Genomic DNA, 18,080 nt, shown 5'->3' on the forward strand with positions numbered 1-18,080 from the left:
TGGTTAAAACTATGCAAAGTAAAGGCTTACAGTTGTTTATTCTATTATCTGTTATTTCAATGGCAAGTTGTAAGCAAGAGGTGAAAAAGGATATTGTTAATGAAGAATTGGAGCCTACGGGATATTATGTAGAACCCTATAGATCTCAATATCATTTTACACCAGAAGAAAAATGGATGAACGATCCAAACGGACTTGTTTATACTGATGGGGAATATCATTTGTTCTATCAATATTACCCGGATAGTACCGTTTGGGGACCTATGCATTGGGGTCATGCGGTAAGTAAAGATATGATGAAATGGAAGCATAAACCAGTTGCACTTTTTCCAGATGAACATGGATTGATATTTTCTGGTAGTGCCGTTATGGACCATAATAACACTTCTGGTTTTGGAACGGAAGATCAGACGGCAATGGTGGCTATTTTTACCTATCATGACATGGCGGGCGAGCAGGCAGGTAATAAAGATTTTCAAACTCAGGGCATTGCCTATAGCTTAGATAATGGTGATAGTTGGACCAAGTATGAAGGCAACCCCGTAATCGGTAATACCGGTATTAAAGATTTTAGGGATCCTAAAGTGTTTTGGAACGATAAGGCAGAAACTTGGACAATGCTACTGGTAGCAGGTGATCATTTGCAAATATGGAACTCTCCTAATTTAAAAGAGTGGGAAAAAGTTAGTGAGTTTGGTAAAGAGCAAGGTGCTCATGGAGGTGTTTGGGAATGTCCAGATTTATTTCCGTTGAAGATTGAAGGTACAAATGAGATAAAATGGGTATTGTTGATCAGTATAAATCCGGGTGCACCAAATGGGGGTAGTGGTACGCAATATTTTATAGGAGATTTTGATGGAGAAACATTTACCTCGGACCAAGTGGAGCATAAGTGGATAGATTTAGGTAGGGATAATTATGCAGGAGTAACCTATAACGATGCACCTAATGATGAACGTGTTTTCATTGGATGGATGAGCAATTGGGACTATGCAAGAGATACACCTACCGATAAATGGCGAAGTGCAATGACAGTGCCTAGAGAATTGACCTTGCGGAAAGTAAATGATGACGTGTTGTTGTACAACTATCCGTTAAAAAGTTTTGAGAGGCACGTAGCAATGGCTTATCCGGAAAGTGTTTTGGAAATCTTGCCTACGAGAAAAAGAATTTTGCCTCTTAAATATGGAAACCAGAGTAAAATACAGTTTACGCTTTCCGTGCCCAATGCGCAAATGTACTTTAGAAATAAAAATGGCGATAGCGTGAGTATAGATGTTGATAGGGACAAAAAAGTTGTCACTTTTGACCGAAGAAAATCGGGTAAGGTAGACTTTAGTGAGAAATTTGCTCCTGGTGTTCAACAAATGAAGATTCCGAATATACCGGACGGACCTATAGAAATAATGATGCTTTTAGACCATTCTTCGTTAGAGCTATTCATCAATGAGGGTCAGTATGTGATGACCAATCAAATTTTCCCCAATGAGTTTTTTAGGGCTTTGACCATTGTGAACAATTCAGAAAATGAATTAAAAATTGAAGATTTTACAGAACATAAGGTAGAACGGGTTTGGGATTAACATGTTGTAAAATCAGTGTGTGAATTGCGCCTATTTAATTTACGCTGAAATTTAATCTTTATTTACTTTCTATCTATTGGTAGGAATTTGCTTCACTATATTGTGTTAATATCGGCTAAAGTAGTCTTTAGTCGATGTTAACAGTACCGCAACTAATTTGATTTGCAAATTTTCACTGGAAGCTCTACAATTTGTCTGCTTACAACTTATAAAGTGAAAAATACAGCTGTAATGGTATGTAGGTTGGCTATCCTTGTATATTTTTGGTGTAGAAAAGAAAGGGATGTAAACAAAAAAATCCTTACCGTTAAGTAAGGATTTATTGTGGTGCCTCCAGGAATCGAACCAGGGACACATGGATTTTCAGTCCATTGCTCTACCAACTGAGCTAAGGCACCATGCTTGCTGTAAGCGGGTGCAAATATAATTTCAATTTTATGATTTCCAAACTAAATCGTAAAAAAAGAAAAATGTTTTTTTAATTTTTAATCTTTGCAACATGAATTTAATTGTTGATGCGGGTAATACAAATGTCAAATTAGCGATCTTTAAAAAGTCGGAAATAATTCATTTAGAGACTGTTGTTGTAGATTTGTTTGTTGAGGCAGTAAAAAGAATTTTCAAGGAATTTCCTAAAATAGAATTTTCAATAATTTCTAGTGTAGGGTCAATTTCAAAGGACCAGATTAAGGTTTTGGCTATTTTTAGTGAACTTCATGAGCTTAGTCATGCGTCAAAAGTGCCGTTTAAGAACTCTTATGCCTCTCCACAAACTTTGGGTGTAGATCGTTTGGCCTTGGCTACGGCTGCCTATTATTATAATCCACATCAAAATAATTTGGTTATTGATGCCGGAACCTGTGTTACGTTTGATATGATCAATGATTTTGATGAGTACCTAGGCGGCGCAATTTCCCCAGGCTTGCAAATGCGGTACAATGCTATGCATTACCAAACATCTAAATTGCCGTTACTCGAAAAAAAGGAGCTGTTAGACTACATTGGCAACACCACTGAAAACTGTCTACATAGTGGGGCGGTAAATGGAATTACACTGGAAATAGACGGTGTCATTGATCTTTACAAAGCAAGATTTAAAAATTTAACAGTTATTTTAACCGGTGGAGACACACTATTTTTGTCTAAACGATTAAAAAATACCATATTTGCGGATTCCAAATTTCTCCTGAAAGGGCTTAATTATTTGCTGGAATACAACAAGCACTAAATGATCAGAAAAATTGTAATTACAATTGTATACATAACCACTATTGGTTTGTACGCTCAAGATGGTACTGTTTCTCCTTATTCTTTTTACGGAATAGGTGACTTAAAAAATAACAGTACGGTAGAAAATCAAATGATGGGAGGTATTGGTGTATATGCCGATAGTATTCATATCAATTTAAAAAACCCAGCAGCTTTTGGTAAGTTAGGTCTAGAAGTTATGGACAGGGAAGGATTGGTGACCTATACCGCAGGGGTCTCCAATAAACAATTTACGCTTAAAAGTTTCACAGCAGAAGAGGAAAGCTCTATTACAAGTTTAGATTACTTGGCACTTGGTTTTAGTGTAGGTAAAGGTTTGGGTATGGGGTTTGGTATAATGCCATATTCTTCGGTAGGATATAATTTGGTTGATGATCGTACCGAAACAGGCGGGTCGTTGACTAATGTTTATACGGGTGAGGGTGGTTTAACCCGCGCTTTTTATTCAATTGGGTATGAAATTGTAAAAGACTTAAGTATTGGTGCAACCGTTAATTTCAATTTTGGTACACTTGAAAGTGAAAGGTTGCAGCAAATAGAAGATGTGCAGTTTGGTACATTTGATAGGCGTTCATCTAGAGTAAATGGTTTTGATTTCAACTATGCCTTAAATTATACGCCTTTAATTAAGGGTAGGCAAAGACTTCATACATCGGTTCGTGTGAATACCCAAGGTAATTTGGTTTCCAAGAATGATAGGCAATTGGGTTCTTTTTCAGTAGCCAGTGGTGTAACCATAGAAGAGCTAGAGGTGAATTTGGCTGCTCAGAATTTAGAGAATACAGAATTAAAGATACCGACCACCACTACTTTGGGTATTGGTTATGGTGAAGATTATAAATGGTTTGTGGGTGCAGAATATAGTTTTCAAGAAATGAGTTCTTTTGAAAATGTTTTCTTGGGTTCAGCTAATGTGGCGTATGAAGATGCAAGTTCATTTGCCTTTGGTGCCTTTCTAACCCCTGATCATGATTCATTTACAAGTTATTTAAAAAGGGTTACCTACCGTGCAGGTCTACGTTTAGATAAGACGGGTATGTTGGTGAACGATGTTGATATAAATAACTTTGGCATAACTTTTGGATTAGGCTTACCACTGGGCAGAAGTTTCTCTAACCTTAACTTAGGTTTTGAGTTTGGTAGAAGAGGAACTACTAGGGCGGATTTGATTGAAGAAAGCTATTTTAAATTTAATGTAGGTCTCTCATTGAACGATCGTTGGTTCCAGAAAAGAAAAATCAATTAATAAAAATTTAGTACATTAACCATTTTAAAAAGAGAAAAAATGAAATCGAAACTTTACTTCACGGCAATTATGTTCCTTGGGATGATGGGAGTGAGCAATGCGCAGGCGCAAAACCCTGAATGTATGACCAACCTGTCTATATTTTCCGAGCATGCAAAAGTTAAAAATTATGAAGCGGCCTATGAGCCATGGAAAATGGTTTATGAAACATGTCCTCAATTAAACAATGCTATATATGTTTATGGTGAGCGTATCCTAAAAGATAAGGTAGATAAGGCTACAGGTGCGGACAAAGAAAAGTTTGCCAACGATCTTATGGGGCTTTATGATAATAAGCTTAAACATTTTTCATCTAAAACTAGTCCGGGTGAAACAATGGTAGATAAGGCATTGGTAATGTACGATAACAAAATGGCAGATGATGCTAAGATGTACAGTATGTTAAGCGAGGCATTTACAAAAGATGAAGCTAATTTTACAAACCCAAAGGCTTTATATATCTATTTCTCTAGTTTGGTTGATGAGCACAAAGCAGGTAGAAAAGATCTACAAGAAGTTTTTGATGTATATGATGCAGTTACCGAAAAAATAGAAACTGAAAATGAAAAGCTTACAGGTAAAATAGCTAAGCTTTTACCAAAAGAAGAAGCTGGTACTTTAACTTCAAAAGAAAAGTCTCGTTTAAAGTCTTATAACTCTTACTCTGAGGTTTATGGTAAGATTGCTGGTAGTATTGATTCTAAATTAGGTCCTTTAGCAGATTGTAGTAACCTTATTCCTTTATATGAAAAGAGTTTTGAAGAGAAAAAGGGTGATGTTGTTTGGGTAAAAAGAGCGGTAGGTCTTATGTTCAACAAAGAGTGTACAGATGATCCAATGTTCCAAAAGTTATTTGAAGCACAATTATCTCTAGATCCTTCTGCAGATGCTTATGTTTATGGTGGTACATTAAAAATGAAGAACGGAGATAGTTCTGGTGCCCTTGCGGATTTTGATAAGGCATTGTCTTTAGAAACAGATAACGATAAGAAATCTAAGATCGCTTACAAAGTTGCTGTGATCAACAAAAGAAAAGGTAGTAAGTCTACCGCACGTAAATACGCTCAAAAAGCTATTGATGCTAACCCGTCAAATGGTCGTGCATATCTTTTAATTGCTAACTTGTACGCAACAAGTGCTAACGATTGTGGTAGCTCAGCGTTTGAAAAGAGAGCAATTTACTGGAAAGCTGCAGATATGGCTAGACAGGCAGGAAGAGTGGATCCTTCATTAGGAGGTTCAGCTAGTCAAGCGGCAAACAGTTACAATGCTAAGGCTCCAACTAAAGAAATGATCTTTAGTTCAGGTATGGCCGGTAAGACCGTTACGTTCAACTGTTGGGTTGGTGGTAGCGTGAAAGTACCTTCTTTATAGAGAAAATGAAACAGATTTATAATTTTAGAGGCATTGCCGTGGTATGTACCATGGCAATGCTTTTTTTATCTTGTCAAGATAATTACAAGAGAGTGGGTGAAGAAGCGGTAAAGAAAATTTACCCCAGGGGTGTAGTAGAGGATTTTGTACTTACCTATACTGAAACACCTGAAAAATTAGGATCTGAAGATGACGGTTCGTCTAGAGTAATGGCAGTATTATCCGGACCGATCAGAAACGATTTTGAGCAGCTTTCATTTCCGTATCAAACTTTTCCAGAAGGTCTGCTGGTGGAAATTTTTAACGAGAAAAATGAAAAAACAACGATAGAGGCAGATTATGGAGTATTGTACTCTAAGACTTCTATTGTAGATTTGCGTGGTAATGTGCTTATAAAAGGAGATGACGGTAAAAAGCTAGCTACATCACAGCTATATTATGATCGTGGTAATGAGTGGGCTTTTACCCAAGAAAAATTTACGTTTACCAATCCAGATGACGGTACTGTAATGGATGGTGAAGGTATGGATATACAAAAAGACCTGAAGTTTTTAAATGCACATAAAACCTATGGTTTAATGTTGATCAAAGAAGAAGATAAAGAAGAAAAAAATGATTAATATTTTAAGATATACAGAGTATTTGTACGTTATAGTCGCGGGCTTTTCTATCTATAGAATAATAACGGATTGGAATACCGATCGAAGTATGGCGTATTTCTTTATATTTTTTGCCGTAATTTCAATAGGTATGTTTTTGTTTAGACGAAATTATAGAAAGAAATTTGAACAGCGTAAGCGTGATAATCAAAATAAATAGTGGGTACAGCCGGTATTATCATTATACTTTCCTTGATTTTTTCAGCATTTTTCTCAGGAATGGAAATTGCCTTTATTTCTGCGAACAAAATTCATATTGAAATTGAGAAAAAACAAGAGGGCTTTTTAGCAACTGTACTGACAAGGTTAACTAAAAAACCATCAAAATTTATAGCTACCATGCTTATTGGTAACAATATTGCATTGGTAATTTATGGACTTTTCATGGGAGAATTACTCATGAATTGGTTCACTGAAATAGTGCCCGATAATGCAATTTTGCAGTTGTTGATTACAGATTTTAGTTTGTTGACCCAAACTTTGATATCTACGTTCATCATTTTGATTACCGCTGAATTTTTACCTAAAGTGCTATTTCAGATTTATGCCAATAACCTTTTGAAATTATTGGCGATACCTGCATTTTTATTTTATATACTTTTTTCATTTATATCCGACTTTATTATTTGGGTGTCCGATATTATTTTGAAGTACGTATTTGGTACATCAGGTGATGAGGTCCAATTGGCATTTAGCAAGTTAGAGTTGGGAGATTACATTACCGAGCAAATGGAGACGGTAGAGGAGGAAGATGAAGTAGATACTGAAATACAGATCTTTCAGAATGCATTAGAGTTTGCAGCTGTAAAGGCTAGGGAAGTTATGGTGCCTAGAACTGAAATAGTTGCGGTAGAAATGCACGAAACTCCAAAAAACTTGGCGAAATTGTTTACGGAAACGGGCTATTCTAAAATACTGGTATATAATGATACCGTAGATAATGTTATAGGTTATGTACACTCTTATGAGCTTTTTAAAAAACCTAAGACAATTAAAAGTATTTTACTGCCGGTTGAATTTGTGCCGGAGACCATGCTTATTCAAGATATATTGAATGTTCTCATCAAAAAACGAAAAAGTATAGCTGTTGTTTTAGATGAATACGGCGGTACCTCTGGTTTGGTAACGGTAGAAGATATTGTTGAAGAACTTTTTGGTGAGATCGAAGATGAGCATGATACTACGGATTTAAGGGAAGAGCGGGTAGATGAGCGTCATTATTTGTTCTCTGCAAGGTTAGAAGTAGATGATATCAATGAAAATTATAAATTAAGTCTTCCTGTATCAGATGAATATGAGACCCTTGGTGGGCTTTTAGTGCATACTTTGGGTGAAATACCTGAGAAAGAGGTAGAGCTTACTATAGAGCAATATAAGTTTACCGTGTTGGAAGTTTCCAACACAAAAATAGATTTGATTTCCATAGAAGTTTTGGAAGAGGAATAACAGTGCATCAATCAATAAATTAGGTGGCTTTTTAGTTTTTATTATTTCAATTAAAAATGGTAGTTTTGCCACCCAATAACCACAAACGATTATTTTAAACGTTAATAAGAATGGCAGTATTAGAAAATATTAGGAAACGTACAACAGTGTTGATCTTGATCATAGGGTTGGCACTTTTTGCATTTGTTATTTCTGGGGTATTTACCAGTAGCAATTTTGGAGGGGATAAAGTAGGTTCGTCCGTAGCCGAAATTAATGGAGAAGATATTTCTATTGATGAATTTAGACAAGAGGTTGAGGTGGCTTCTAACAGAATTGGTCCTACTGCATCTAATATGCAAGTAGTAAATCAGGTTTGGGAAAATAAAATAAGAAAGACCATCTTAGGTGAGCAGTTTGAAGATTTAGGTATTGGTATAGAGCAAGATCAGATCGTTGACTTTTTAAGAACAACAGGTTATGCTCAAAATCCTCAATTTCAAGATCAAAATGGTCAGTTTGATGCAAATATGTTTAAGCAGACCGTTGCAGATTGGAAAGTGAACAACCCTGCGCAATATGAAGCCTGGTTGCAAACAGAAGCTGAGATCGTACAATTGGCAAAAGAGCAAACTTACTTTAACATGGTTAAGGCAGGCGTTGGTGCTACCTTAAAAGAGGGTGAGCTAGATTATAAATTGGCTAACGAGAAAATGGATATTAAGTATGTAAGAGTACCTTATACTTCTATCCCAGATAGTACAATAACAGTAACTAAAAGCGAAATTGCAGATTACGTTAGCAAGCATAAAGAAGAGTACAAGCAGGATCCTGCAAGAGATTTACAGTATGTATTTTTTCAGGAAAAGCCTTCTGAAGCTGATGAAGCTGCTATCAAAGAAGAAATCACAAAACTTTTAGACGATACGATCGAGTATAATTCTCAAACAGACCGTAACGATACTATCAGAGGTTTTAGAAATACAAAAGATGTTGCGGCATTTTTAGATAGATATTCAGATACCAAGTTCGATACTATTTTTAAGGCTAAGAAAAATTTACCATCTAGTGTTGCGGACACCTTAATGAGTTTGAACATAGGTCAAATTTACGGACCGTATAAAGATGGGGATTCTTATAAGATTTCTAAAATGATTGCTAGAAAACCAAACGGTTCGGTGAAAGCAAGTCATATTCTTTTAGCATATGAAGGTGCTACAAGAGCAAACCCGGAAGTAAAGAGAACAAAAGAGGAAGCTGAGGCAAAGGCCAAAGAACTATTAAGGGAAGCAAAAAAATCTGGTGTTGTTTTTTCAACCTTGGCTAGAGATAATTCAGATGGTCCATCTGCTCCCAATGGTGGAGATTTAGGGTACTTTCAAAGAGGGGTAATGGTTCCTGCTTTTAATGACTTTGCATTTGGAAACTCAGAAGGTTCGATCGGTATGGTCGAAACAGATTTTGGATTTCATGTAATTAAAATTGATGATAAGGAAGATGTGGTTCAGATTGCAACTGTTTCAAGAGAGATAGTAGCTTCAGAAGAAACAATAAATACGTTGTTTACCAATGCGACCAAATTTGAAATGGAAACTACAGATGATGAAAGTGCTTTTTCAACATTGGCAAAAGAGGGTAACTATGTTGTACGTCCGGTAAACAAAATTAAAGCTTTGGATGAAAACCTTCCTGGTTTGCCAAATCAAAGAAATATTGTACAATGGGCCTTCAATGGAGATACTGAGGTTGGTGACATTAAGAGATTCAATATTAATAACGGTTATGCAGTAGTTCAACTTACAGGTTCTTACGCAGAAGGTGTTATGAGTGCTGAAGATGCTTCTGTGCTAGTGTTGCCTAAAATTAGAAAAGAGCGTAAAGCCGCAAAGATTATTGCAGCCAATAAAGGTAAAGACATGAGTGCTATTGCATCTGATAATGGTGTAAGTGTATCAAATGCTTCTGCTCTTACGGTAAAGTCTCCTACAATTCCTGGTGCAGGTAGCGAGCCTGTAGTGGTAGGAACTGCTTATGGTATGGCTGAAGGTGCAACTTCTGGTTTAATAGAAGGTAACACCGGAATCTTTAAAATTGAAATTGTAAAGAAAACCGAAGCACCTAAGCTTGATAATTATAGTGTATATGCAAATGCACTAAAAACAGGAGCTGCTGCTCGTGTAAATACTGCAGTGTATAACGCTCTTAAAGAAGGTGCGGAAATAGAAGATAAAAGAGCTACTTTTTACTAAAAAGTTAGTTTGTCAAAATAAAAAAAGAGCATCTAATTTAGATGCTCTTTTTTTATAATATCATTTTTTGATAAGGCAGAATGGTATGGTAGCCTTTATTTTTAAAATATACCATATCATCCTCTGTTCCAATAGCAAGGACAAAATCTCCGCCCCAGGCACCTAGACTTTTTATTGTATGCGGATAGTCTGCAAAAAGAGTGCTTTTAATAGTGGGTACCTGAAGTGTTTTAGATAAAATCTTTTCGTGTTGGTTGAGTAGGTGTTCAAACTCCTTCAAAGAAGTACAGCTTAAAATTTTATCGGTGATTTTGTTGATTGCGCTAAGCAGTTGGGTTTTATTGAAATTCAAGTTGCGATAACTGGTAATGGCATCTCTACTATTTTTCTTTTCGTTCAGGTAAACAAAGAAAAGTCGGTCTTCAAAATTAGGTTTAAAACTGACTTCCTGTATGTTTGGACTAAAGCCATTTCTTTGATAAGTAATTGGCGTTTTATGTGTAGCACAAGCAATATCGTAACCACTACCGCCAAAGGTAGCCTCCAGTAATTCATAGGGGTTTATTTCTGCCCAAGATGCTATATTTGCTATTAAGGTAGAAGAAGTGCCAAGGCCCCAATCTCTAGGGAAGGTTACTTTTGTTTCTACATCATTTACTTCATCTGTAGTTGGTGAAAATAAAGGGTTAAGTTTTTTAGCCGCTACTAAAATTTGAGATAGCCTGTGAGCTACTTCCGGGTCAGAAGTGTGAATGGTTTCAAGCCTATTCTTGGAAAATTCTGAACTGAACCAAACAGCATCATTTTCATCTAAACTGTTCCAAATAAAATTCTCTGAATCTGAGTGGGATAAGCTCAGGTACTGTCCAAATTTTGTAGGCAAAGCCAGACCTGTGGCTCCGTCAAGAATAGCATATTCTCCAGTGAGCAATAGTTTACCGTTGCTGTAAAAGGATGTGGGCATATGGTAAAGGCTTATTTTCTTATCTCGTTAAGTTGTAGTTCCACGCCGTGGTGCGTTACGGGGTTGGTCTTAAAATATGTAACTAATTTAGCTTTTTCGTTTTCATTGGCGCCCAGCTGGTTAAGAATGTTCAAAAGGTGCATTTTCATATGTCCTTTCTGAATTCCGGTAGTAACCAATGAACTCACTGCTGCAAAGTTTTGTGCTAGACCCGCTACCGCTATAATTTGCATGAGTTCTTCAGCAGAAGGTCGTTGTAGTATTTCAAGGTTTAGTTTTACCAGCGGATGTAAATTTGTGAGCCCGCCAACAGTGCCTAAAGCCAAGGGAAGTTCTATCCAAAATGTAAAGATTCCATCTTCAATGGATGCATGGGTCAGGCTGCTGTATTGACCATTTCTACAAGCATAAGCATGTACGCCTGCCTCTATGGCCCTAAAGTCGTTACCAGTGGCCAAAACAACCGCATCTATACCGTTCATGATGCCCTTGTTATGCGTAACCGCTCTATAGGGTTCTATGTGTGCAATTTTAATGGCCTGTACTATTTTTTCGGCGGTATGCAGTGGTGTTAATTCTTCTGTAAGTTTTAAATCTTCCACCGGGCAACTAACTTCTGCACGTACGCTACAATTGGGGACGTAATTGGACAGAATGCTCATTACTACTTCAATATCTTTTTCCTGTGTGGAAAAATCATCGTAATTACCGGCCTCTTTTTTTAAAGTAGCTGCAAATTGCTCTAAACAGCTGTTAATAAAATTGGCACCCATGGCATCCTTAGTTTCAAAGGTGGCATGTAGTTGGTAATAGTTTTCTAGTTGCTTGGTTTTATCTTTTAAAACAATATCTGTAATACCACCGCCCCTTTTTTCCATACTGGAAGTTAAAGAGGCACTTTCAGCTAATAAAATGGGCTTTAAATAAGTAAAAAAAGAATTTAACCTATTGGTATCGCCCTTGTATATAAAGTGAACTTGACCTACTTTTTCGGTTCCTAATATCGTTGTTTTAAATCCTCCTTTTTTTAGCCAAAACTTTGCGGCTTTGCTCGCTGCCGCTATAACCGAACTCTCTTCAATGGCCATGGGTATGGCATAAAGCGTATCGTTTATTAAAAAGTTGGGAGCTATGCCCTGGGGTACGTAGAGGTTGGTAATGGTATTTTCAATAAATTCATCGTGCAACTGTTGAACGCTTTGGTCTAGATTCCAATACGTTTGCAGAATTTTTCTTGATTGTGCTGCATTCTGGGTGTAATTTGTGGTGATCCAATCTATTTTCTCTTCTTTGGAAAGTTTGGAAAAACCACTTATTGGCTCGGTCATTTAGGTATAACTTTCTACTAATGGTTCATGTTTTGTAAAGAATTGGACACCTCCAATAGATTCCAATTTTACGCTGGTAAAGATAAGCATATTGACCTGAATCTAATTTATCTAAGCAAAGCGTTAAAACCAGCTTCTTTTTTTCAGTAAAGCGTGTTTTTTTAAGGAAATAGTGGTAAACTTGAGAGATTTAACAAAATTCAAATTTTTATGCGAAAAACACACTTGTTTACGTTGATTTTACTTTCGTTCAGCGTAATTATTTGGGCACAGGAAAAAAAGATATCAGTTTCCGAAATTTATCAAGGTGCTTTTAGAACCGAAGGTCTTGAAGCTCTACGTTCCATGAATAACGGTACTCAATACACCGTACTTCATACAAACAGGTTTAGCCAATCTACAACGGTGGATAAATATGATTATAAGACCTTGGAAAAAGTAGGTACCGTAGTATCTTCTGCAGATTTAGCCGAAATACCTTCCTTTTCAGCTTATACCTTTAGCGATGATGAAAAAAAATTATTGCTCTCAACTGAAATAGAACCCATTTTTAGAAGGTCAAGGTTGGGTGTTTTTTATGTATATGAAATTGCATCTAAGAAGGTAGTAAAGGTTAGTGAATCAAAAATTCAAGAACCATTGTTTTCTCCAGATGGTAGCCAAGTAGCCTATGTGAAGGATAATAACCTCTATATTTTTACCATTGAAAGTGGTGAAACCAAACAAATAACCCAAGACGGAGTTAAGAATCAAATAATAAATGGTGTAACAGATTGGGTATATGAAGAAGAATTTTCTTTTGTACGAGCTTTCGAATGGAATGCCGATGGAAGTAAGATAGCTTTTTTACGTTTTGATGAAACAAGTGTGCCCGAATTTTCTATGGATGTTTACGGTACAGGGCTATATCAACAACCACACGTATTTAAATACCCAAAGGCCGGAGAGAACAATTCAAAAGTTACCTTACATCTTTTAGATGTTGCAAGTGGTAATATTGCTGCGGTAGATTTAAATAGCGCATACTACATACCAAGAATTAAATGGATGAACCATAAAGATATGTTGAGTGTTCAAACTTTGAACAGGCATCAGGATCATTTAACAATGTATGCCGTAAATGCTAAAAAGAATGAAGTATCTGTGTTACTGGAAGAGAAAGATGATGCTTATGTCGATATCACCGATAATCTTACTTTTTTAGAAGATGATAGTTTTATTTGGACCAGTGAGAAAGACGGTTATAATCATATATATCTATACGGGGAAGACGGTAATCTTATGAGTCAGATCACCAAGGGAGATTGGGAGGTTACCAAATACTATGGTTACGATCAAAACGAAGATAAAATTTATTATCAGTCTACCGAGAACGGATCAATAAATCGTGGGGTATATAATATTAGTAGCGGCGGAGATGATAAAAAGGCATTAGCTGTTACCCAAGGAACCAACAATGCTTCATTTAGTACAGATTTCACGTATTTTATAAATACGTATTCTAGTGCTGAAATACCACCTGTATACACACTGCATAAGGCAATAAACGGTAAAAAGGTAAAGGATATAAAAGATAATGGTCCATTATTACAAAGACTGGAAAGTTATGCTGTGAGTCCTAAAGAATTTTCTACAATTTCAATTAATGGCAATGATTTGAACATTTATATGATCAAGCCAAAAGATTTTGATTCAACTAAGAAATATCCATTGTTTATGTATCAATATAGTGGTCCTGGATCTCAAAATGTATCTAACAGTTGGATGGGGGCGAACGACTACTGGCACCAGAGTTTGGTGGCGGAAGGTTATATTGTTGCCTGTGTAGATGGCCGTGGTACGGGTTTTAAAGGAAGGGATTTCAAGAAGGTTACCCAAAAAGAGTTGGGTAAATATGAAGTAGAAGATCAAATAGCCGCTGCTAAGAAATTAAGCGAGTTGCCATACATTGACGAAAGTAGAATAGGTATATGGGGATGGAGCTATGGTGGTTTTATGTCCACAAATTGTATTTTAAAGGGTAACGACACTTTTGAAATGGCAATTGCGGTAGCACCTGTTACCTCATGGGCTTTTTATGATACAATATATACAGAGCGTTATATGCAAACGCCACAGGAAAATCCAAGTGGATATGATGATAACTCGCCGTTTAACTATCCTCACTTGTTGGAAGGCGATTACTTACTTATTCATGGTACTGGTGATGATAATGTTCATGTGCAGAATTCAATGCGTATGATCGAGGCTTTGATACAGGCAGATAAGCAATTCGATTGGGGAATTTATCCGGATAAAAACCACGGTATTTATGGTGGAAATACAAGAATTCACCTCTATAACAAAATGACCAATTTTATTAAAGAAAAACTATAATCAAACTAACATCAATATGACTGAAAGTACCGAATTTTCAGACCAAAAGCAGGTTTTTGGGCACCCACAGGGTTTATTTTACTTATTCTTTGCAGAATTATGGGAGCGTTTTAGCTTTTACGGAATGCGTGCACTGCTCACGCTCTACATGATAGACGTAATATTCAAAGCCTTGGCAGAAAGAGATTATGCTACGGCGGCAGTTTATTCTTCCTATGGTTCATTGGTATACGCCTCTACCGTAATTGGTGGCAAATTATCAGATAAGATTTTAGGAATGCGAAACTCAATTTTTTTGGGCGGTATTCTTATGTCCATAGGGCATTTTGTATTAGCTATAGAAAACAATATGGCCTTCTTTTTGGCCTTGTCGCTCATTATTGTAGGTAACGGGTTCTTTAAACCTAACATTTCTACTTTTGTGGGTACGCTGTATGAAAAAGGAGATCCTAAAAAAGATTCTGGATTCACCATATTTTATATGGGTATTAATATTGGGGGATGGGTAGCTCCATTATTATGTGGATGGCTGGCCGCAACATATGGCTGGCACTATGGTTTTGGTCTGGCAGGAATAGGTATGTTGACCGGGTTGATCGTTTTTTGGAGCGGAATTCAAAAAAATGTATTTGGCGATAGAGGTTTGCCTCCAAATGAGCAAGTCTTGGAAAAAAAGGTACTTGGTGTAAAACAAGGAATTCTTGTGCCGGTTTTAGCTGTGTTGTCTGCACCGTTGATTGCGTTGTTATTATCTTCTTATAAGGCAGTTGCTACAGAAGGTATGTTTGCGGATCAGAATATTGTCAATATTATATTTACAGGTATTGGTATAGCGGTTTTGGCATATTTGGCTTACGAAATGTTCAAAGCGAATATTAAAGAGAGAAAAGAATTGTTTGTCGCGGTGCTACTTACCTTTTTTATGACCATTTTCTGGGGTTTTCATGAACTATCCGGAAGTGTAATTACGTTGTTCGCAGCAAGAAATATTGATCTTGACGGTATTATGTCGGCTGCACAGACCAATTCGTTGAACTCTATGTTTATTATCATTTTGGCTATTCCTATTTCAATGATGTGGACATGGTTAAGTAAAAAGAATTGGAACCCTAGAACACCTTATAAATTTGGATTGGGATTACTTTTTGCGGGAATCAGTTTTTACGTTCTTGCTATTAGTGGCGGTAGTGCCAATGAAAATGGTTTTGTACCGTTCACATACTTGTTGCTAATGTATTTCTTGCTATCTGTGGGTGAACTTTTTATGTCACCTGTTGGGTTGTCTAAAATGACCGATTTAGCTCCTGCAAGGTTAATAGCTTTTATTATGGGGGTATGGTTCTTATCATCTGCCTTTGCATTCCAAATTGTTGGCTTCATCGGTAAACAATTGGCTATAGAAAGTTCAGATGGTGATGTAAATGGTTTTGAAACCTTAACGGTATATACAGATGGCTTTTTATTAATAGCCAAGTATGCTATAGGTGCAGGGTTAATTGTTCTGGTAGCATCACCGATCATTAAAAAGTTAATGGGTAAGGTACATTAGTATTCCTTATTTAAAATAATAAGCTCCCTTTTCACCTGTGTAGTGGAAAGGGATTTTATTTTTAATACAAGTAATTTTCCAACGGTCAACATAACTTTTGTAGTTACTGCCATCTGCAATAATTTCTTTAGGTTGTATGCTATCTATTAATCGGTCCAGATTAATTTTTGGTGATTGTGTTAAAAGAATTTTATCGGATGTTGAAAGGGGATAAACACCGGTACTATCAATAATCAGCAACGAATTATTTTTAATATGGTAACCGTTTTTTAAGGTGTCAAGACTAACGCTATGTATGCGTTCAGCAGTTCTATATCTTGAAATTAAATAGTCTGGTTGGTTATTGTTATCTGTTAAAACGGTCAATTCTTTTCCATTTCTATTAAAAATTATGCGCTCCTTGGTTTTGTGCAATACCATAGCTTCAACCTTTTCATTTGTGTTGATTTCTTGATATATCGTATAACCTTGAAAACAAAGTACACTGCCAAGACACAATAGTATTCTTTTAGAATTAAATCTTGTAAATAATTGAACTCCCATGACTAAAACTATGAAGGAGAGTATCAGCTGCACCACATCAAAAGGAATATCACTGAATATAAAGCTTTCTTGCCGAGCGACCCAGGCTATAAGGTTATTCATAAACATAATAATTTTATTGTATAACCAGACGAATTGAGCGGGAAGCCAGTTGAATATAGATAGGAAAACAACCAAAATCCCCATGCCTAAAATAACACCTAATGCAGGTACGATAATTAAGTTGGAAACAAAGAACAAACCGGGAAATTGGTGAAAATAGAACAGACTAATTGGTAGAACACCTAGTTGAGCGGCTATACTTACACATAGTAATTGCCAAAAATAACGCACCACTTTATTTTTTGGAAACCACAAATCCCTAAGAATAGGAAAAATCCAGAGAATGGCGAAAACCGCTGCATAGCTCATTTGAAACCCTACTTGAAATAGTAGGTTGGGATCTATGAATAATAAGATAAATAGAATGGATAATGCCAAAATGTTGAAGGTGTTGCTAGGTCTGTTTAAATACAGTGCATAGGCTACAAACGTAAACATAGTGGTGGCACGTATTATGCTGGCTGAGAGTCCGGCTATAAAGGCAAATGCCCATAAAAATATGACTGATAGCAATAGGATAATAGTTCTGCCTTTAGGAATTTGTTTTAGCGGACTCAATAGAAATTGAATTAATAAAAGTAAAATACCTATATGTAGTCCAGATACGGCTAAAATATGAACGGCACCGGCTTTTTGGTAGTTGGTGTAGGTCTCTTCGGAAATATCTGATCGTTGTCCTAATAGCAACGCTTGAATTACCCCGAATTCATCTTCACCAAAACTTTCTTTTTCAAGTTTTGAAATAATATGGTTTCGAACACTTGAAGCTATGCCTTTTAAAGTGGTCTTTGATCTAGAGGTAATTGTAAAATGATGTTGTTCAATCTGCATTTGATGATAAATACCAATATTTTTGAGATAGTTTTTATAATCAAATTGGTGCGGGTTTAAGGAAGGGTATATGTCGGTTAACTTTGTACGGGTCACAAATTCATCATCAATATGAAACTGTTCTCCAGAAGAATCTTTAGGAATGCTTATTAATATAGTTCCAGTGGTAGGGTGTTGACCAATACCTTTTACCGTTGCATAGTACCGATATGAAAATGGATTGGGCTTTAATACATCCTTAATTTTAAAGGACCATAAATCACTGTTGGTGTAAGTGATCTTCGTGTAATGGTCATTGTGGTTTATGGGTTGGGCATTAGTGTAACAATATGTGCCTAAAATCACAAAAATTAAGGCAGAGACAATTCCAAAAAATATAGATTTTGTGTTTTTTTCAAATAAAAATATGGCGGATAATAGTACAAAAAGAGCACCAATAAATATACCTAAGTAGAGCAAATCAAAGGAGAAAATTTTCCCAATTAAAATTCCAAGAATAAGTAATAGCGTTAATCTAATGGGAATAAACGCTAAGAGCTTCAT

At 36.3% G+C, this 18,080-nt stretch carries 13 protein-coding genes and 1 tRNA gene; 10 read left to right on the forward strand and 4 right to left on the reverse strand.

All coding sequences use genetic code 11. The annotated features are described in order from the left end of the window. Positions 1 to 11 precede the first annotated feature (11 nt). Entirely contained in the window at positions 12 to 1,583 is a 1,572-nt protein-coding gene (locus tag I600_RS19590; RefSeq protein ID WP_058105143.1) for a glycoside hydrolase family 32 protein, read from the forward strand. A 325-nt stretch (positions 1,584 to 1,908) separates the two neighbouring features. Here I600_RS19590 and I600_RS13430 read toward each other — a convergent pair. After that, positions 1,909 to 1,981: transfer RNA gene (locus I600_RS13430), tRNA-Phe, on the reverse strand. Between the two features lie 101 nt (positions 1,982 to 2,082). Between I600_RS13430 and I600_RS13435 the strand changes: the two genes are divergently transcribed. From I600_RS13435 to I600_RS13465, 7 genes are all read left to right on the forward strand, one after another. Continuing rightward, positions 2,083 to 2,811 (forward strand): type III pantothenate kinase, encoded by a 729-nt coding sequence (locus I600_RS13435; RefSeq protein ID WP_058105037.1) that lies wholly within the window; start codon positions 2,083 to 2,085, stop codon positions 2,809 to 2,811. Further along, positions 2,812 to 4,098, forward strand: a complete 1,287-nt coding sequence (locus tag I600_RS13440; RefSeq protein WP_058105038.1) for a hypothetical protein — start codon at positions 2,812 to 2,814, stop codon at positions 4,096 to 4,098. Between the two features lie 39 nt (positions 4,099 to 4,137). Continuing rightward, entirely contained in the window at positions 4,138 to 5,511 is a 1,374-nt protein-coding gene (locus tag I600_RS13445) for a hypothetical protein (protein WP_058105039.1), read from the forward strand. A gap of 5 nt (positions 5,512 to 5,516) precedes the next feature. Next, complete coding sequence (gene lptC, locus I600_RS13450; protein WP_058105040.1) at positions 5,517 to 6,131, forward strand: LPS export ABC transporter periplasmic protein LptC; 615 nt, start codon at positions 5,517 to 5,519, stop codon at positions 6,129 to 6,131. Continuing rightward, entirely contained in the window at positions 6,124 to 6,330 is a 207-nt protein-coding gene (locus I600_RS13455) for a hypothetical protein (protein ID WP_058105041.1), read from the forward strand. The genes lptC and I600_RS13455 overlap by 8 nt, the downstream gene beginning before the upstream one ends. A 59-nt stretch (positions 6,331 to 6,389) precedes the next feature. Further along, positions 6,390 to 7,616: a hemolysin family protein gene (locus I600_RS13460; RefSeq protein WP_058105144.1), complete on the forward strand. Its 1,227-nt coding sequence runs from the start codon at positions 6,390 to 6,392 to the stop codon at positions 7,614 to 7,616. 110 nt (positions 7,617 to 7,726) lie between these two features. Next, the gene (locus I600_RS13465; RefSeq protein WP_058105042.1) at positions 7,727 to 9,844 is read left to right on the forward strand and encodes a peptidylprolyl isomerase; all 2,118 of its coding nucleotides are present in this window, start codon (positions 7,727 to 7,729) and stop codon (positions 9,842 to 9,844) included. A 52-nt stretch (positions 9,845 to 9,896) separates the two neighbouring features. Here the strand turns inward: I600_RS13465 and I600_RS13470 are convergent, their stop codons facing one another. Both I600_RS13470 and I600_RS13475 read right to left on the reverse strand, forming a co-directional pair. After that, positions 9,897 to 10,808, reverse strand: coding sequence for a GYDIA family GHMP kinase (locus tag I600_RS13470; RefSeq protein WP_058105043.1), 912 nt, complete (start codon positions 10,806 to 10,808; stop codon positions 9,897 to 9,899). Between the two features lie 11 nt (positions 10,809 to 10,819). Beyond that, on the reverse strand, positions 10,820 to 12,136 hold the full coding sequence (locus tag I600_RS13475) for a hydroxymethylglutaryl-CoA reductase, degradative (protein ID WP_058105044.1): 1,317 nt from the start codon (positions 12,134 to 12,136) through the stop codon (positions 10,820 to 10,822). A gap of 210 nt (positions 12,137 to 12,346) precedes the next feature. Here I600_RS13475 and I600_RS13480 point away from each other — a divergent pair, with 210 nt between their 5' ends. Together I600_RS13480 and I600_RS13485 are read left to right on the forward strand one after the other, a co-directional pair. Then, a complete protein-coding gene (locus I600_RS13480) occupies positions 12,347 to 14,512 on the forward strand; it encodes a S9 family peptidase (RefSeq protein ID WP_058105045.1) in 2,166 nt (721 codons plus the stop codon). A gap of 16 nt (positions 14,513 to 14,528) precedes the next feature. Next, complete coding sequence (locus I600_RS13485; protein WP_058105046.1) at positions 14,529 to 16,061, forward strand: peptide MFS transporter; 1,533 nt, start codon at positions 14,529 to 14,531, stop codon at positions 16,059 to 16,061. A gap of 6 nt (positions 16,062 to 16,067) precedes the next feature. Here the strand turns inward: I600_RS13485 and I600_RS13490 are convergent, their stop codons facing one another. Beyond that, positions 16,068 to 18,080 (reverse strand): ComEC/Rec2 family competence protein, encoded by a 2,013-nt coding sequence (locus tag I600_RS13490; protein WP_058105047.1) that lies wholly within the window; start codon positions 18,078 to 18,080, stop codon positions 16,068 to 16,070.

The sequence above is a fragment of the Maribacter dokdonensis DSW-8 genome, from assembly GCF_001447995.1.
Classification (GTDB): domain Bacteria; phylum Bacteroidota; class Bacteroidia; order Flavobacteriales; family Flavobacteriaceae; genus Maribacter; species Maribacter dokdonensis.